This is a genomic window from Brevibacterium sp. XM4083 (assembly GCF_006489205.2).
Classification (GTDB): domain Bacteria; phylum Actinomycetota; class Actinomycetes; order Actinomycetales; family Brevibacteriaceae; genus Brevibacterium.
In genome coordinates, this window is record NZ_VFYR02000002.1 from 99,852 (window position 1) to 117,118 (window position 17,267).

General features: G+C 69.5%; 11 protein-coding genes and 1 tRNA gene. 10 read left to right on the forward strand and 2 right to left on the reverse strand.

Translation table 11 applies throughout. The features are described from left to right. Positions 1 to 45: 45 nt before the first annotated feature. Both FJ887_RS06200 and FJ887_RS06205 read right to left on the reverse strand, forming a co-directional pair. Positions 46 to 663, reverse strand: coding sequence for a GDSL-type esterase/lipase family protein (locus FJ887_RS06200; RefSeq protein ID WP_137827020.1), 618 nt, complete (start codon positions 661 to 663; stop codon positions 46 to 48). Further along, complete coding sequence (locus tag FJ887_RS06205; RefSeq protein WP_140955167.1) at positions 660 to 4,469, reverse strand: multifunctional oxoglutarate decarboxylase/oxoglutarate dehydrogenase thiamine pyrophosphate-binding subunit/dihydrolipoyllysine-residue succinyltransferase subunit; 3,810 nt, start codon at positions 4,467 to 4,469, stop codon at positions 660 to 662. The genes FJ887_RS06200 and FJ887_RS06205 overlap by 4 nt, the downstream gene beginning before the upstream one ends. Before the next feature lie 101 nt (positions 4,470 to 4,570). Between FJ887_RS06205 and guaB1 the strand changes: the two genes are divergently transcribed. The 10 genes from guaB1 to lysA all read left to right on the forward strand — a co-directional run bounded on the left by guaB1 (position 4,571) and on the right by lysA (position 17,244). After that, positions 4,571 to 6,028, forward strand: coding sequence for a GMP reductase (gene guaB1, locus FJ887_RS06210; protein ID WP_140955165.1), 1,458 nt, complete (start codon positions 4,571 to 4,573; stop codon positions 6,026 to 6,028). Between the two features lie 131 nt (positions 6,029 to 6,159). Further along, positions 6,160 to 7,545, forward strand: a complete 1,386-nt coding sequence (locus FJ887_RS06215; RefSeq protein WP_137825913.1) for a hemolysin family protein — start codon at positions 6,160 to 6,162, stop codon at positions 7,543 to 7,545. Beyond that, on the forward strand, positions 7,535 to 8,581 hold the full coding sequence (locus FJ887_RS06220; RefSeq protein ID WP_137825914.1) for a hemolysin family protein: 1,047 nt from the start codon (positions 7,535 to 7,537) through the stop codon (positions 8,579 to 8,581). Before FJ887_RS06215 ends, FJ887_RS06220 begins: the two co-directional genes overlap by 11 nt. A gap of 259 nt (positions 8,582 to 8,840) precedes the next feature. Then, a complete protein-coding gene (locus FJ887_RS06225; protein ID WP_137825915.1) occupies positions 8,841 to 9,818 on the forward strand; it encodes a M15 family metallopeptidase in 978 nt (325 codons plus the stop codon). A gap of 81 nt (positions 9,819 to 9,899) precedes the next feature. Next, positions 9,900 to 9,972, forward strand: a tRNA-Arg gene (locus FJ887_RS06230). Between the two features lie 79 nt (positions 9,973 to 10,051). Beyond that, positions 10,052 to 10,798, forward strand: coding sequence for an ABC transporter ATP-binding protein (locus FJ887_RS06235; protein ID WP_171007062.1), 747 nt, complete (start codon positions 10,052 to 10,054; stop codon positions 10,796 to 10,798). Then, positions 10,795 to 13,335, forward strand: a complete 2,541-nt coding sequence (locus FJ887_RS06240; RefSeq protein ID WP_140955163.1) for an FtsX-like permease family protein — start codon at positions 10,795 to 10,797, stop codon at positions 13,333 to 13,335. Before FJ887_RS06235 ends, FJ887_RS06240 begins: the two co-directional genes overlap by 4 nt. 56 nt (positions 13,336 to 13,391) lie before the next feature. Further along, on the forward strand, positions 13,392 to 14,567 hold the full coding sequence (locus FJ887_RS06245; RefSeq protein ID WP_140955161.1) for an MFS transporter: 1,176 nt from the start codon (positions 13,392 to 13,394) through the stop codon (positions 14,565 to 14,567). A gap of 49 nt (positions 14,568 to 14,616) precedes the next feature. Next, positions 14,617 to 15,807 carry a DALR anticodon-binding domain-containing protein gene (locus FJ887_RS06250; protein WP_181365631.1) on the forward strand — a complete coding sequence of 397 codons (1,191 nt, stop codon included), beginning with the start codon at positions 14,617 to 14,619 and terminating at the stop codon, positions 15,805 to 15,807. After that, a complete protein-coding gene (gene lysA, locus FJ887_RS06255; protein ID WP_140955157.1) occupies positions 15,808 to 17,244 on the forward strand; it encodes a diaminopimelate decarboxylase in 1,437 nt (478 codons plus the stop codon). It abuts the gene before it with no gap. Positions 17,245 to 17,267: the final 23 nt, after the last annotated feature.

Sequence of the window (17,267 nt, forward strand, 5' to 3'; positions counted from 1 at the left end):
GCACGCGTGTGCTCACCAGCCGGTGCGGAGTCCCTCCGGCCGGTCTCAGGCGTCGTCGCCGATGACGTCGCGCACGCCCAGCCACGGGAACCACCCGCGATGGAGGACGAGCCAGGCGAGCAGTCCGTACCCCTCCTGGGCGGGCAGCCGGTCGTGGGAGGAGGCGAGTTCGCGCTGCCACACGGGATGGCCGTGGAGCGGCGTGAACGTGTCGACGTAGGCGATGCCGCGGCGCTTCGCGACATCGGAGAAGCTCGTGTTGAGTTCGGCGATCCCGCGGTTGCGGTCGGACCCGTGATCCGGGGGAGGGCCGATGACGAACGCGGAGACCTTCCGCGACAGAGCCTCGTCGAGGACGTTGGCGACGTCGAGGCGGGCCCGGGCGACCGAGCGCCCGGAATCGAGGTCACCGGTGCCGAGGGCGAGGACGAGGCGGTTGTCGCCCTCGGGGCTGAAGCGCAGGGACGCCTCGGCCATCGCCCGCGAGTGGAGGCCCGCGGAGTCCTCGCTGCCGACGGCCAGGGGGTAGACGCGCAGGCCGGGCAGACTCGGCAGAGTCCGTGCGGTGACTCTGCCGACCCAGCCGAGACCGCGGCCATCGCCGTGGCCGGCGACCAGGGGGCCACCGACCACGGCGATCGTCGTCGAGGTCTCCGAACTCACTTCTGGAGGACCCGCCCGACGACCTCCTGCTGCTGGAGTTCGTGCACGTTCTTCAGACCCGTCGCCGTCGACGCCGAGGCGGGACGGGAGACGAGGGTGAGATCGCGCCCACCGAGGAGGGGAGTGAGGTTGAGGGCCATGAACGGCCACGCACCCTGGTTCTCCGGCTCCTCCTGCGCCCACACGAGCTGGGCATCGGCCGGGTAGCGGTCGAGCACCGCGGTGATCGCCTCTTCGTCGAGCGGGTAGAGCTGCTCGACGCGCACGAGCGCGGTCGTGTCGTCGCCGTTCTTCTCCCGCTGCGCGAGCAGCTCCCAGTAGAGCTTGCCGGAGACGAGCACGACCTTCTTGACCTTGTCCGCGTCGACGGCCGGGTCGTCGATGATCGCCTCGAACTTCCCGGAGGTGAAGTCCTCGGGCGAGTTCGCCGCCGCCTTGAGGCGCAGCATCGACTTCGGGGTGAAGACGATGAGCGGCCGCTTGTTCGGCGTCAGCGCGTGACGGCGCATGAGGTGGAAGTACGAGGCACCCGAGGACGGGTAGGCCACGGTCATGTTCGACTCCGCGCACAGCTGGAGGTAGCGCTCGATGCGCGCCGAGGAGTGGTCGGGTCCCTGACCTTCGTAGCCGTGCGGGAGGAGCATGACGACACCGGAGTTCTGCTGCCACTTCTGCTCGGAGGAGGAGACGAACTCGTCGATGACCGACTGCGCCCCCTGGGCGAAGTCGCCGAACTGCGCCTCCCACGCCACGAGGGCGTCCTTGCGCTCGACCGAGTAGCCGTACTCGAAGCCCACGGCCGCGTACTCGCTCAGCAGCGAATCGTAGACGTAGAACCGGGCCTGGTCGTCGCTGAGGTTCTGCAGCGGCGTCCACTCGTTGCCGTTGACGGAGTCGATGAGCACGGAGTGACGCTGGACGAACGTGCCGCGGCGCGAATCCTGGCCGGCCAGACGGACGGGGACGCCGTCCATGAGGAGCGAGCCGAAGGTGATGAGCTCGGCGAAGCCCCAGTCGATGCCGCCGTGCAGCGCCATCTCCTTGCGCTTCTCGAGCAGCGCGCGCAGCTTCTTGTGCACCGTGAAGCCCTCGGGGATGTCGACGAAGGCATCGCCGATGCGGGTCAGCGTCTCCGTGCTGATCGCCGTCGAGACGTCGTTGAGCGCTTCGATGTCGCTGGGCTGATGCGGGGCGTTGAACGCCGAGCCCTTGCCCGAGCCGGACTCCGCGGCCTTCGTCTCGGCGAACGCGGACTCCAGCTTCGACTGGTAGTCCTTGAGCGCCTCGGCGGCCTCATCGTCGGTGATGCACTTCCTGCCGACGAGAGACTCGGTGTAGAGCTTGCGCACCGACCCCTTCTTCTCGATGAGGGAGTACATGAGCGGCTGTGTCATCGACGGATCGTCGCCCTCGTTGTGGCCGCGGCGGCGGTAGCAGACGAGGTCGATGACGACGTCGCGGTTGAATTCCTGGCGGTACTCGAAGGCGAGGCGGGCCGCGCGGACCACGGCTTCGGGGTCGTCCCCGTTGACGTGGAGGATCGGGGCGTTGATCGACTTCGCGATGTCCGTGCAGTAGAACGACGAGCGCGCCGAAGCGGGCGGTGTCGTGAATCCGACCTGGTTGTTGATGATGATGTGGATCGTCCCGCCCGTGCGGTAGCCGCGCAGCTCGGAGAGGTTGAGCGTCTCGGCGACGACACCCTGACCGGCGAAGGCGGCATCACCGTGGACGAGGACGGGAAGCACGGTGAAGCCGGACTCACCCTGGTCGATGACGTCCTGCTTGGCGCGCACGATGCCTTCGAGGACGGGGTCGACCGTCTCGAGGTGGCTGGGGTTCGCGGCGACGTAGACGTTCGTCGAGTTGCCCGAGGGCGAGGTGAACGAGCCCTGCGTGCCGAGGTGGTACTTGACGTCTCCGGAGCCCTGGACGCTGTCGGGTGACATCGTGCCGTCGAACTCGCGGAACATCTGGGCGTACGACTTGCCGGCGATGTTGGTGAGCACATTGAGCCGACCGCGGTGGGCCATGCCGATCGCGACTTCCTCGAGTCCGGCGTCGGCGGACTGGTTGAGGACCTCGTCAAGGAGGACGATCGCGGACTCGCCGCCTTCGAGGCTGAAGCGCTTCTGCCCGATGTACTTCGTCTGCAGGAACGTCTCGAACGCCTCGGCGGCGTTGAGGCGGCCGAGGATGTGGCCCTGCTCCGACCGGGTGAACTCCTGGTGGGGGACCTCGATCTTCGCCTGGAACCAGCGGCGCTGCAGCGGGTCGGCGATGTGCATGTACTCGAAGCCGATCGTGCGGCAGTAGCTCTCACGGAGCAGGCCGAGGATGTTGCGGAAGGGCATCATCGGCTTGGCGCCGAACCCGCCGGTGGGGAACTCGCGCTCGAGATCCCACAGGGTCAGTCCGTGCTGGTTGATGTCGAGGTCCGGATGCGAGCGCTGCCGGTAGACGAGCGGATCGATGTTGGCCATGAGGTGGCCGCGGGTCCGGTAGGCGTCGATGAGCTCGATGACGCGGGCGGTCTTGTTGACGTCGTCCTGGTCCTCGGCGGAGACGTCGGGCACCCAGCGCACCGGCTCGTACGGCAGGCGCAGGGACTCGAAGACGTCGTCGTAGAAGCCGTCCTCGCCGAGCAGGTAGCCGTGGACGAGCTTGAGGAACTCGCCGGAGCCGGCGCCCTGGATGACGCGGTGGTCGTACGTCGAGGTCAGGGTCAGCACCTTCGAGACGGCGAGGTCGTTGATCGTGCGCTGGCTCGCCCCTTGGAACTCGGCCGGGTAGTCGAGTGCGCCGACGCCGATGATCGCGCCCTGGCCCTTGGTCAGCCGGGGGATCGAGTGGACGGTGCCGATGCCGCCGGGGTTCGTCAGCGACACCGTGGTGCCGGCGAAGTCGTCAGCGGTGAGCTTGCCCTTGCGAGCCTTCTCGACGAGACCGTCGTAGGCGTCGACGAACTGGCGGAACGTCAGCGTCTCGGCGGCCTTGACATTGGGGACGAGCAGCGAGCGCGTGCCGTCCTTCTTCGGCACGTCGATCGCAAGGCCGAAGTTGATGTGGGCCGGGGAGACCATCGCCGGCTTGCCGTCGCGCACGTCGTAGGAGACGTTCATGCTCGGGAAGTTCTTCAGCGCCCGGATCACGGCGAAGCCGATGAGGTGGGTGAAGGAGACCTTGCCGCCGCGGGTGCGCTTGAGGTGCGAGTTGATGACGATGCGGTTGTCGATGAGCGCCTTGGCCGGCAGGGCGCGCACCGAGGTCGCCGTCGGCACCTCGAGCGACTCCTCCATGTTCTTCGCGATGAGCTTCGCGGGGCCGCGCAGCGGGGTGATCGTCTCTTCGGGGGCGGGCTGGGGCTCGGGGTCCTTCGTCGTGACCTTGGGAACGGACTTCGTCTCCGCCTTGAGCGTCTCGGTCTCCGCCGAGGACGGGGAGACCCCGCGCGAGGTCTCCTTGTTCGCGGGCACCGAGTCGGGGCGTTCGGCGGTGGCGGCCTCGGTGCTCTGCGGTGCGGCAACCGCGTCCCCGGCCGTCTTGCCCGCCTGCGGCGCGGACTTCTCAGCCGTCTTCGCCGTCGAGCTCGTGGACTGGGGTGCGGAATCCGCAGCCGAGGACGATGCGGAGGAGGTCGTCTGCGCCGACTCCGCTCCGTTCGCCTTCTCGTACTCGTCGAAGAACGGCCACCAGGACTTGTCCACAGAGTTCTTGTCTGACTTAAACTGTTCGTACAGTTCCTCGACCAACCACTCATTCGACCCGAAGTCGTCGACGGTGCGGTTCGGAGTATTGACGGACACGGCGTTGATCGCCTACTTCCTGTTCAAGAATTGCTGCAATACGACACACACCAGCGTAACGCGATGTGCCTGCGAATGTGCACATAGGGGACAATAGTGTTATGCGTTTCATTTCACACCAACCAGAACACGATCTCACGTATTCCGACGTGTTCCTTGTCCCCAATTCCTCGTCGCTGACCTCGCGTTTCGACGTCGACCTCACCTCCACCGATCCGACAGGGTCCCCGACCCCCATCGTGGCCGCCAACATGACCGCCGTGTCGGGGCGGCGGATGGCGGAGACGATGGCCCGCCGAGGCGGTCTGGCAGTGCTGCCCCAGGACATCCCGCTGACCGCCGCCGAGGACACGATCCGCTGGGTCAAGAGCCGTGACCGGATCTTCGAATCCGCGCTCCGCTTCTCGCCCGAGGACACCGTGCTCTCCGCGCTCCACGTGCTCGGCAAGCGCGCCCACGGATTCGGCGCCGTCGTCGACGGATCCGGTTCCCTCGTCGGCGTCATCGACGCCGCGAACCTCCGCGACGTCGACCGGTTCACCGCGGTCGGCGAACTCACCGAGACCTCCCCGCAGGTCATCAGGGCCGACGAGATCGACTGGGCCGACGCCGAGGCGCTCGAGACCCTGTTCGAGACGATGAACGACGCGCGGACCTCCTACGCCGCGGTCGTCGACGACGCCGGGCACCTCCTCGGCGCGCTGACGCCGAAGTCGCTCCTGCGCTCCTCGATCTACACCCCCAACCTCGACGCGGCCGGGAAGCTCCGGATCGCCGCGGCGATCTGCGTCAACGGCAATGCCGCCCAGCGCGCCGAGGCGCTCGTCGCCGCCGGTGCCGACGTCCTCGTCGTCGACACCGCCCACGGCCATCAGGGCAAGATGCTCGATGTCCTCACCGCCGTCGCCGACGCCGACCTCGGGGTGCCGATCGTCGCCGGCAACGTCGTCACCGCCGACGGCGTGCGCGACCTCGTCTCCGCCGGCGCCCAGATCGTCAAGGTCGGCGTCGGGCCGGGGGCGATGTGCACGACGCGGATGATGACCGCTGTCGGTCGCCCCCAGTTCTCCGCCGTCGCCGAATGCGCCGCGGCCGCGGCGGAGCTCGGTGCGCACGTGTGGGCCGACGGGGGAGTGCGCTACCCGCGCGACGTCGCGCTGGCGCTGGCCGCCGGTGCCTCCCAGGTGATGATCGGCTCGTGGTTCGCCGGCACCCACGAATCCCCGGGCGACCTCCTCGTCGACGGTGAGGGACGCCGGTACAAGGAGAGCTTCGGCATGGCCTCGGCGCGTGCGGTGGCGAACCGGACGCGGACGGAATCGGCGTTCTCCCGGGCCCGCAAGGGGCTGTTCGAAGAGGGCATCTCCTCGTCGACGATGTACATCGACCCCGCCTCGCCCGGCGTCGAGGATCTCCTCGACTCGATCACCTCGGGGGTCCGCAGCTCGTTCACCTACGCCGGTGCGCAGAGCCTCAACGAGTTCGCCGAGCGGGCGAGCGTCGGCGTCCAGAGCGCCGCCGGGTACGAAGAGGGTCGACCGCTGGCGGGAAGTTGGTAAGATCGACCCATGCTCAGTGACAGTCCCTGCCGGCGGGAAGCCGGCGCCCCAGACGACGACCCTTCTCTGGCAAGGGTCGTTGGCACAGTTGAGACTCGCATCGAGGTCTCGTCGAGCGGGGCTCGTCACTGATGGAATGGCTGTACCTGGCCCTCGCCCTCCTTCTCATCTGCGGCACGGGCATCTTCGTCGCCGCCGAATTCTCCCTCCTCACCCTCGACCGGCACACCGCTGACAAGGCCGTGGCCGACGGGGTGGTCGGAGCGAAGACCCTGCGGCAGTCGATGACGCATCTGTCGACCCAGCTCTCGGCTGCCCAGGTCGGCATCACGATCACCACGCTGCTCACCGGCTACCTCATGGAGCCCTCGCTCGGACGGCTGCTCTCGCCGGTCTTCGAGTCGTGGGGCGCGGGCCCGGGACTGGCCGAGCCGATCGCCCTGGCGATCGCCCTCATCATCTCCACGGTGCTGTCGATGATCTTCGGCGAACTCGTGCCGAAGAACCTCGCCATCGCGATCCCGCTCGCCACCGGACGCATCGCCGCCCCCATCCAGTACGTCTTCTCCGTCGTCCTCAAGCCCGTCATCGCGTTCCTCAACGGCACGGCGAACAAGATCCTGCGGGCGATGGGGATCGAACCGCAGGAGGAGGGCACGGTCGGCCGTTCCCCGGAGGAGCTGACCTCACTTGTGCGCCACTCCGCCGAGGAGGGGGTGCTCGACGAGCAGACCGCGGACCTGCTCGAGCGCACCCTGTCCTTCTCCGAGCGCACCGCCGAGGACGTCATGACCCCGCGCACCCGGATGTCCTCGGTGACGAAGGACACGACGGCGCGCCAGATCATCGAACAGGCCCGGGCGACCGGGTATTCGCGGTTCCCCGTCGCCGGCGAGGACAAGGACCACATCCTCGGCGTCGTCCACGTCAAACAGGCCTTCGCGGTGCCCCCGGCCAACCGCGACGATGCCTACGCCGGGGGACTGATGACCGAGGTCACCGAGATCCCCGAGACCCTGCGTCTCGACCCGCTGCTCATGGAGCTGCGCGGCAAGGGCATGCAGATGGCCGTCGTCGTCGACGAGTTCGGCGGCACCGCCGGCGTCGTCACCCTCGAGGACGTCGTCGAGGAGCTCGTCGGGGAGGTCGCCGACGAGCACGACCGGATGCGGGTGGCCGCGCGACCGGTCCGCGACGGGTCGTGGATCGTGCCCGGGCAGCTGCGCCCCGATGAGATCGAGGCGACGATCGGCCTGACGATCCCCGAGGACTCCGACTACGAGACGATTGCCGGCTTCGTCCTCAAGGAGCTCGGTCGGATTCCGGAGCCCGGCGACGAGGTGCGCACGCCCGATGCCCTCATCCGGGTCGAGCGGATGCACGGCCGCCGGATCGAGCGGCTGCGTGTGGTGATGCGCGCGACCGACGCTGAGGCCTACGACGCCGCCGACGTCCAGCCTGGTCACGCCGCCGACGCCCACCACCGCGCAGAGGGAGGTCAGAAGCATGAGCTCTGATTGGCTCGGACTCATCTGGCTCGTCGTCCTGCTGCTCGGCAACGCGTTCTTCGTCGCCTCGGAGTTCGCGATCGTCGCAGCCAAGCGCTCCCAGGTGGAGCCGCGCGCGGCCGCCGGGTCGGGGGCGGCGAAGACGGCGCTCTACGCGATGGAGCACGTCTCGCTCATGCTCGCGATCTGTCAGCTCGGCATCACCGTGTGCTCGCTGCTGCTCGGCAACGTCTCCGAACCGGCGATCCACCATCTGCTCGCCGGACCGCTCGCGGGACTCGGCATCCCCGAATCGGCGGCGTCGACGATCTCATTCATCCTCTCCCTCGGCATCGTCACCTACCTCCACGTCGTCATCGGCGAGATGGTGCCGAAGAACATCGCCCTGGCGACCTCGGGCCGGGCCGTCATGCTGCTCGCCCCGCCGTTGGTCTTCCTCGCCCGGATCTTCGGCTTCGTCATCAAGCCGCTCAACGGCCTCGCGAACGCGGTGCTGCGCCTCATCGGCATCCAGCCGCGTGACGAGGTCAATGAGGCCTTCACGATTGAGCAGGTCGAATCGATCGTCGCGGAGTCCAAGCGCGAGGGCCTGCTCAACGACGAGACCGGCCTGCTCAAGGGCGCGCTCGAGTTCAGCGACAAGACCGCCGCCGACATCATGGTGCCGATGTCCGACCTCATCACGATCAGCGCCGAGGTGACCCCCGACGAACTCGTCACCCTCGTCGGGCGCACGGGGTACTCCCGCTACTTCGTCGTCGACGAGGACGGGTATCCCGGGCACTACCTCCACATCAAGGACGTGCTCTACTCCGAGCGCGACACCGAGCCGGTGCCGGCGAAGCGGTTCCGTCCCCTCTTCACGGTCATGGCCGACGACGAGGTCGAGGAGGCGCTCGCGCAGATGCAGAAGGTCGGCATCCACGTCGCCCGCGTCCTCGACGCCGACGGCGAGGTGCTCGGCGTGCTCTTCCTCGAAGACGTCCTCGAGGAGCTCGTCGGCGAGGTCCAGGACGCGATGCAGCGGGGACGGTTCGGCAGCTGAGGTGAGCTTCGTCTCGCACGGTGGCCGAGGTCACGGCCGAGGCGTGGTCTGTGTAACGAAATGTAACGAACAGGGTGAGCCGGGTAACATCCCGGGCGCTGTCCGGCCTCCCCGACACGGCCATCGGTGCAGGTCACACCCGTAAAAGTGGAATCACATGACATTCTGTAACAATGCCGTTATAGTGTTGTGACATAAGCTTTTCTCTCGTTGCGCAGGCGACGGGCATGCAGCACAGCAGACGACAGTATGGAGTGATATGTCGAGTGATTCCTCGACCGCAGTGGCACCGGTCCGCCGGCGCGATCTGCGCAAACAGCACACCGCTTCGAGCGCCTTCTCCCGCGACACCCCGTCGCAGTCCCGGGCAGCAGCCCCCTCCACGACACTCTCTCCGCGCCGCGCCGCGATGGCCGCCGAGGCCAGGGCCGCGGCCGGATCCCCGCGCCGGGCGGCCATGGCCGCCGAATCGCGCGGCACCGGCACCCTCGCCGCGTCCCTGAGCGACCGCGGTTCCGACGGCGCGCTCCTGCGCTCGGTCCGCCGCAAGCGCGTCACCACCGCCTCGGCGCTGGCCACCGTCTCAGTCACCGGCACCGCGATCGCCGCGGTGATGATCGCCGGCAACATGAGCGGCTCGCAGGAGGTCAAGGTCGACACGTCCGCGGCCGAGTCGCAGACGCGCACCATCAACGCCGAATCGGTCTCCGCGGACATCCCCGAGACCGATGAGACGACGAGCATCGAGATCGGCGCTCCCAGCGCGAAGCAGAACAAGGCCGAGGCCGCGTCCCGCGCGATCGAGAAGACCGTCCTGCCCGGCTGCTCCGGTGAGGCCCCGTCGGGCACCCCGTCGAACGGCGAGCTGCCCGAGGAATGGCTGTGCAGCGTCGGCGTCGGCGATCACAAGCTGCGCTCGGACGCCGCTGTCGCCTTCGCGGAGATGAACGCCGCGTTCAAGAAGGACACCGGCAAGGACATCGGCATCACCGACTCCTACCGTTCGCTGGAGGGCCAGATCTCCGTGGCCGCCCGCAAGCCCGGCTTCGCCGCGCGTCCGGGCACCTCCAACCATGGGTGGGGACTCGCGCTCGACCTCGACACCTCGAACTACGCGTGGCTCGAGGCCAACGCCGGCAAGTACGGCTGGGAGAACCCGGACTGGGCCAAGGCGAACGCCTACGAGCTCTGGCACTGGGAGTACGTCCCCGGTCGCAAGGACATGAAGGGCTCCTGAGCCCTCACCCGCTCCGCCGCCCGACACTGTCGGGCGGCGTTTTGGGTTCACCTCGCTGTCGGTGATAGCATGACATGCGTTGCCCGCGTAGCTCAGTGGATAGAGCGTCTGCCTCCGGAGCAGAAGGTCGTAGGTTCGAATCCTGTCGCGGGCACAGCGATCCGCCCATCTCAGTCGCTGAGGTGGGCGGTTTCTCGTTCTCCCCTCCGGTCAGCCAGACGATGAGGACAGTGATGACGACGACAACCGACACCGAGGTGGTGCTGCGGGCCCGACGCCTGCGCAAGAGCTTCGGCCGCGACGACACCGCGGTGACCGCGCTCGATGACATCAGCGTCGACTTCGACTCCGGTCGGCTCACCGCGATCATGGGTCCCTCCGGGTCGGGCAAGTCGACGTTCATGCACGTCCTCGCCGGACTCGACCGCGTCGACTCGGGCGAGATCCTCATGCGCGGGGAGGACATCACCGCGCTCAACGACCGCGAACTCACCCAGTTGCGCCGCGACCGGGTCGGCTTCATCTTCCAGGCCTTCAACCTCGTGCCCACGCTCAACGCCGAGCAGAACATCGATCTGCCCGTGTCCCTGGCCCGCGGCACCATCGACACCGCCTGGAAGGCGGAGATCGTCGAGCGCCTCGGCATCGGCGACCGGCTCAAGCACCGCCCGCATGAGCTCTCCGGCGGTCAGCAGCAGCGCGTCGCCGTCGCCCGTGCCCTGCTCACCCGCCCTGACGTCGTCTTCGCCGACGAACCGACGGGCAATCTCGACTCCCTCTCCGGGGCCGAGGTGCTCGACCTCCTCCACGCCGCCGCCTCCCAGTACGGGCAGACGATCATCCTCGTCACCCACGATCCCGCCGCCGCCGCGCACGCCGACCGGGTCGTCCTCCTCAAGGACGGACGCGTCGGGGGAGAGATCACCGCACCGACCCCGCAGGCGGTCGCCACCGGACTGAGCGAGCTGAGCGGACAGTGATCTCCGTCGCCTTCGCGCAGATCCGCGTCCACTTCGCGCGGTTCACCGCGATCGGGCTCGGCATCGCGCTGGCGGCGGGCTTCGTCTCTGCGACCCTCATCATCAGCGCCTCGCTCGACGCCAGCGTGCGCGACGGCATCAGCCAGACCTACGCCAACGCCGATCTCGTGCTCATGCCCGAGACGGGAGCCGATCCCGATCCCTCCGCGGTCGCCGCCTTCAGCGACGACCTCGCCGCGGAGCCGGGGATCGGCGCCGTCGACGTCGCGGCGAGCGCCATCGCCTCGGGTCGCAGCGATGCCTTCGCCGACACGGATTTCGCGATCTCTCCGACCCCCGTCGACCCGGGTCTCGACACCTTCGCCGTGCGCGAGGGCACCCGGCCGCAGGCGGCGACCGACCTCGTCGTCGACTCCGGGACGGCCGCCGACCTCGGACTGGCCGTCGGTGATGTCGTGCGCTTCTCCACCGCCTCGGCGCGCATCGACACCGATGCCGAGGAGATGCCGATCTACCGCGCCCCCCGCAGCGCTGTGACGGACTTCACGGTCGTCGGCATCGCCGACATGGGGGAGGACCCGACGCTCGCCGGCCTGCCCCGGGCCCTGACGACGGCGGCGAGCTACCGTGAGCACTTCGCTCAGATCGGCCGGGTCTCGGCGATCCAGATCGACGTCGACGCGGATGCCGGCGACGCCGCGGCGGTGCGCAGCAGGGTCGAGGCGTTCCTCGCCGATTCCGCCCTGCGCGGGCAGCTGCAGACCTTGAGCGTCGACGAGGCGATCGACCGGCAGGTCACGGAGTTCTCCCAGGGCAGCAGCTTCATCGCGTGGATGCTGCTCGGCTGCGCGGGGATCTCCGTCGTCGTCGCCGTCCTCGTCGTCTCCAACACGTTCTCCGTCATCGTCGCCGGACGCCGTCGCGAGCTCGCCCTGCTGCGCTGCCTCGGCGCCTCACGGCGGCAGCTCTACGGGTCCGTGCTCGTCGAGGGCCTTGTCGTCGGCCTCGCCGGTTCGCTCGTCGGCGTCATCGCCGGGATCGGGGTCAGTGCCGCGCTCATCGCCGTGGCGAAGCGCTTCTGGGAGAGCGAGTTCGCCTACGTCTCGCTCTCGGTTCCCGGCTGGGCGCTCGTCGTCGGCGTGGTCGTCGGCGTCATCCTCACCCTGGCTGCGACCATCCGTCCGGCGCGCAGTGCGATCGCCGTGACACCCCTCGAGGCGCTTCAGCCCTTCGACGTCGCGGGCGCCCCGACCCGCCAGTCCCGGGCCCGCGGGGCGGTCGGCTGGGGCAGCATCGCGATCGGGGCGGTGAGCATCGTCGCGGCGCTGGTCTTCGCCGCCTCGTCGAGTGCCTGGATCGTCGTCGGCGCCGTCGGCGGAGCCCTCGTCGTCGTCGGGGTCGTCCTCTGCTCGGGCCAGATCATCCCACCTGTCGTCTCCTGGATCGGCGATCTCGCTGTGACCCCGTGGGGGCTGCCGGGCCAGCTCGCGACGCTCAACACGCTGCGCAACCGCCGGCGCACCGGCTCGACCGCGGCGGCCCTCGTCATCGGCGTCACCCTCGTGTCCACCCTCGTCGTCGGCGGCATGTCGACGAAGGCGACGCTGAGCGCCGGACTCGAACAGCATTTCCCCATCGACGTCGCGGTGTCGCTGGGCAACGGCACCGATGCGACCACGCTGAGCGACATCAGGGACATCGACGGCGTCGACACGGCTGTGCTCGCCTATCACGGGCAGGTCGTCGACGACGAGGCCGAGCTCTACATCCTCGATCCCGGATCCGCCGAGGCGCTCCTCGGCGACGCCGCCCCGCCGCTAGTGCCCGGTCGGGTCACGGTGCCCGCCGACTATCCGCGCGACACCGTCGTCGTCCGCGGCCTCACCGACGCCGCGGTTCCCGTCGAACGCGCCGGGGAGTCGACCCGGGCGTACTTCACGACCGCCGATGTCGGCAACGACATCGGGATCTCCCCGGCCGCCACCGCCGTCCTCATCACGCTCACTCCCGACCAGAGCGTCACCGACATCCTGCGGATCCGGCAGGACGTCGCCGAGGTGCTCGACGTCCCCACCGACGAGGTCATCGGCTCGGCTGTCGACCGCGGACTCTTCTCCCAGGTCATCGATGTGCTCCTCCTCATGGCCGTCGGCGTCCTCTTCGTCGCCGTCCTCATCGCCCTCATCGGGGTGTCGAACACGATCAGCCTCTCGGTCATCGAACGGCGGCGGGAGAACTCGCTGCTGCGGGCGCTCGGGCTCAGCCTCGCCCAGCTGCGCGCGCTGCTCGCGTTCGAGGCCGTGCTCATCTCCGTCGTCGCCGCCCTCATCGGCCTCGCCCTCGGCGGGGCCCTCGGCATCGTCGCCACCCGGCTCATCACCGCCGACTTCTCGAACGCCTTCGTCGTCGACTGGTCGCTGCTGGCCTCGGCGGGCATCCTCGTCGTCGCCATGCTCGCCGGCATCCTCTCCGCCCTCGCCCCGGCCCGGCGCGCGGCCCGACTCTCGCCCGTCGAGGGCCTCAAGCAGGAGAACTGAGCGGGACGTGACCCCGCTGGGCGGTCGGCGGCAGGGACAGTGGTAGAAATGCCTCTATGAGGGCTGCCTGGACGACCGCGATCATCCTGCTCGGCATCGTCGTCGCCGCCTTCAACCTCCGTCCCGGCGTCACCGGGCTCTCCCCGCTGCTCGATCTCATGGGCACCGAGATCCCGCTGAGCGCCGCGTTCCTCGCGATCATCGGGATGCTGCCGCCGCTCCTCTACGGGGTCGGCGGGTTCCTCGCCCCCAGGCTCGTCTCCCGGTATTCGGCGATCACCGTCAGCCTCGTCGCGATGATCATGATCGCCCTCGGCCTCGGCGCCCGCGCGCTCGTGTCCTCTCCGACCCTCTTCCTCCTCCTCAGCGTCGTCGCGCTCCTCGGCATGGGTTTCGGCAACGTCGTCGTGCCCCCGATCGTCAAGTCGCACTTCCCCGACCGGGTCGCGCTCATGTCGACCGTCCACGTCGGTCTGCTCCAGCTCGGCACGTTCCTCCCGCCGCTCGTCGCCGTCCCGCTGGCCAGGCAGCTCGACTGGCGGGGCTCACTGCTCGTGTGGGTCGCGTGTGCGCTCGTCGCCGTCGCGGTGTGGGCGGTCATCGCCGTGCAGAGGCCCCCGGCCCGGGCGACCGTGACCGCGACCGTCGTCGGCGGCGCCGAGCTGCGCCGCCTGCTGCGGACCCCGCGGGCATGGGCGCTGATGACGATGACGGGGATGACGTCGTTCAACAACTTCATCCTCTTCACGTGGCTGCCCCCGCTGCTCACCCGTGCGGGATTCGACTCCGCCTTCGCCGGGGCCATGCTCGCCCTCGTCACCGCCGTGCCGCTCGTCCTCGGCTTCGTCCTCCCGGCGCTCACGGCGCGCCTGCGCAGCGCCGCCCCGATCGTCATCGCCTTCTGCTTCAGCCTCGCGGCGGGCTACATCGGTCTCTGGCTCGCCCCGCAGGCGGCTCCAGTGCTGTGGACGGTGCTGCTCGGCATCGGCATCTCGACGTTCCCGCTCGCCCTCACCCTCATCACCCTGCGCTCGGCGACCCCGGAGGCCTCGGCGGCCCTCGCGGGGTTCGTCCAGGGCGGCGGCTACCTCATGGCCGCCACCGGGCCGCTGCTCTTCGCCCTCCTCGTCGAGAGCTCCGACACCCTCACCCCTGCGATCGTCCTCGTCCTCGTCTCCGTCGCCCTCAAGCTCGGCGTCACCATCCCGGCGAGCCGACCGGGGCACATCTGAGCATGCGGACGATTCGGTCGGGGTCTGCCGCCCCGAGTACGCTGGGGACGTGACCCCGGAACAGCTGCACGCCGTCCTCGCCGAGGCGGCTCTGTCGACGCTGCGCTCCGCGGAGGATGCGGCCCGCACCGTCACTGATGCTCAGCCTTCCGCCGGGTCGTCACCCGGCGACGCGCCGGCACCCGGACCGCTGCCGAACGGCGCTGTGCCGAACGGTGCTGTGCCGACCGGCCCACTGCCGACCGGCGCGCTGCCCACCGGCGCTGTGCTGCGGCGCGGCAGGGATGCCGCCGCGGGCGACTGGCAGTCCAATCTGCCCCTGCGCCTGGGCGCGCGGACGCCGCAGTCGGCGGCGGAGTCCATCGCCGAGGCGGTCGCCTCCCATCCGGCCATCGCATCGGTCACGGTCACCGGCCCGGGGTTCCTCCGCATCGTGCTGACGACCCCTGCCCTGCTCGGCACCGTCGCGCAGATCGCCGCGGGCCGCCACCTCGGCGATTCCGGGACCGGAGCGACCGTCGCCTCGTCCGACCTTCCGACGGAGCCGGCCTGCCGCGGAGTCCTCGACGCCGATGCCCGTCGCTACGGGTCCGCCCGCTCCCGCACTGCGACCGCCCTCGCCCGCGACGTCGAACTGCTCCGCGCGGCCACCGCAGCCAACCCGCTCCACAGCGTCCAGCACGCCCACGCGACCGGGCGTCGCCTGCTCCGCCGCGCCGCTGCGGCCGGGATCCGCGTCGTTGCGGGACCGACTGCGGATCGCCTCACGGCGGGCGCCGATTCCCCTGCGGTGGACCCCGGCCGTTCCACACCGGATGTCACCCTCGCTCCCGCCGACCGTCAGCTCGCGCTGCAGATCACCGAGGCTGCGGGACTCCTCGCCCGGGCGGCTGGTTCAGCGCCGATCACACCAGTGGCGGCCGCATCAGCGCCGATCACACCAGCGGCGACCGGCCCGCTGTCAGACGGCCCGCAGCCGACCGGCCGACCGGCCGATGCCGGCAGACCGGCCGGCGCCGGCAGACGCCCGGGGGAGTCCCTGCGCTCGGTGACCGTCGTGCTCGAGGACCTCGCCGCGGCACTCACCGCATGGTCGGCAGCCGAGCGCGACATCGTTCCCACCCTTGATGACGACATCACCGCCGTCCACGCAGCGCGCTGCGTGCTCGCGGCCGGTGCGACCACGGTCCTCGCCACAGGACTGCGACTGCTGGGCGTCACCGCCCCGGAGAGGATATGAATGCCCGCCCACATCGCCGGACAGCTCCACGCGACCCCCGCCCCCGTGTGGCTGCCCTACCCCGACGACGTCAACGCCGTCATGCCGAGCCTCTGGTCGGACAACGTGGCCAAGGGCGCCGACGGGGTGCTCACGATCGCCGGACACCCGGTGACCGAGCTCGCCGAGCGCTTCGGCACGCCGACCTTCGTCTTCGACGTCGATGACTTCCGCTCCCGCGCCGGGCTCTACCGCGATGCCTATGCGGCGGCGTTCGCCCCGGAGAAGGGCCTGTCCGGCGTCGACGTCTTCTACGCCGGCAAGGCCTTCCTCTGCACGGCCGTCGCGAAATGGGTGCACGAGGCCGGACTCGGACTCGACACGTGCTCGCTCGGGGAGATGATGATCGCCCACGCCGCCGGCGTGCCGGGGGAGAGCATCGGTCTGCACGGGAACAACAAATCGATCGCCGAACTCGAGTACGCCCTCGACTACGGCGTCGGCCGGATCATCGTCGACAGCCTCGACGAGGTCGACCGGCTCGAAGCCGTGGCCGCCGCCAAGGGCGTCATCGCCCCCGTCATGCTCCGCGTCACCGTCGGCGTCGAAGCCCACACCCACGACTTCATCGCCACGGCGCACGAAGACCAGAAGTTCGGTCTCTCCGTCGCCGCCGGCAAGGCCGCCGAGGCCGCCGCCCGCGTCGTCGACTCCGCGCACCTGCGCCTCGACGGCCTCCACTCGCACATCGGGTCCCAGATCTTCGACATCTCGGGATTCCAGGTCGCGGCCGCGCGGGTGCTCGCACTGCGGGCCCAGATCATGTCCGACCACGGCGTCGACCTGCCCGACGTCGATCTCGGCGGCGGCTTCGGCATCCGCTACACCTCGCAGGACACGCCCATTCCCGTCGCGGAGATGGCCGGCGCCCTCGCCGAGGTGGTGGTCAAGGAGTGCCGCGGGCTCGGGACGAACGTGCCCCGGATCTCCATCGAACCCGGCCGCGCGATCGTCTCCCCGGCGGTCTTCACCCTCTACGCGGTCGGCACCGTCAAGGAGGTCGTCACCGACTCCGGTGTGCGCACGTACGTCGCCGTCGACGGCGGCATGAGCGACAACATTCGGACAGCTCTCTACGACGCCGACTATTCGTGTACCTTGGCCAATCGGAACTCCGATGCCGACCCCGCCGTCGTCCGCGTCGTCGGGAAGCACTGCGAGTCCGGCGACATCATCGTCCGCGACGAGTACATGGGCGCCGACGTCGCCCCCGGCGATCTCGTCGCCGTCCCCGGCACCGGAGCCTACTGCCGCGCCCTGTCGAGCAATTACAATCATGTCGCCCGACCGGGGGTGCTGGCCGTGACACCGGATAGGGTGGACTGGATCGTCACTCCCGAGACGTACTCGCAGCTCTTTGCGAACGACCCCGGGATGGCGGACGCCACCGGCCAGTGACGATAACGCAGCCCCCACCTGCG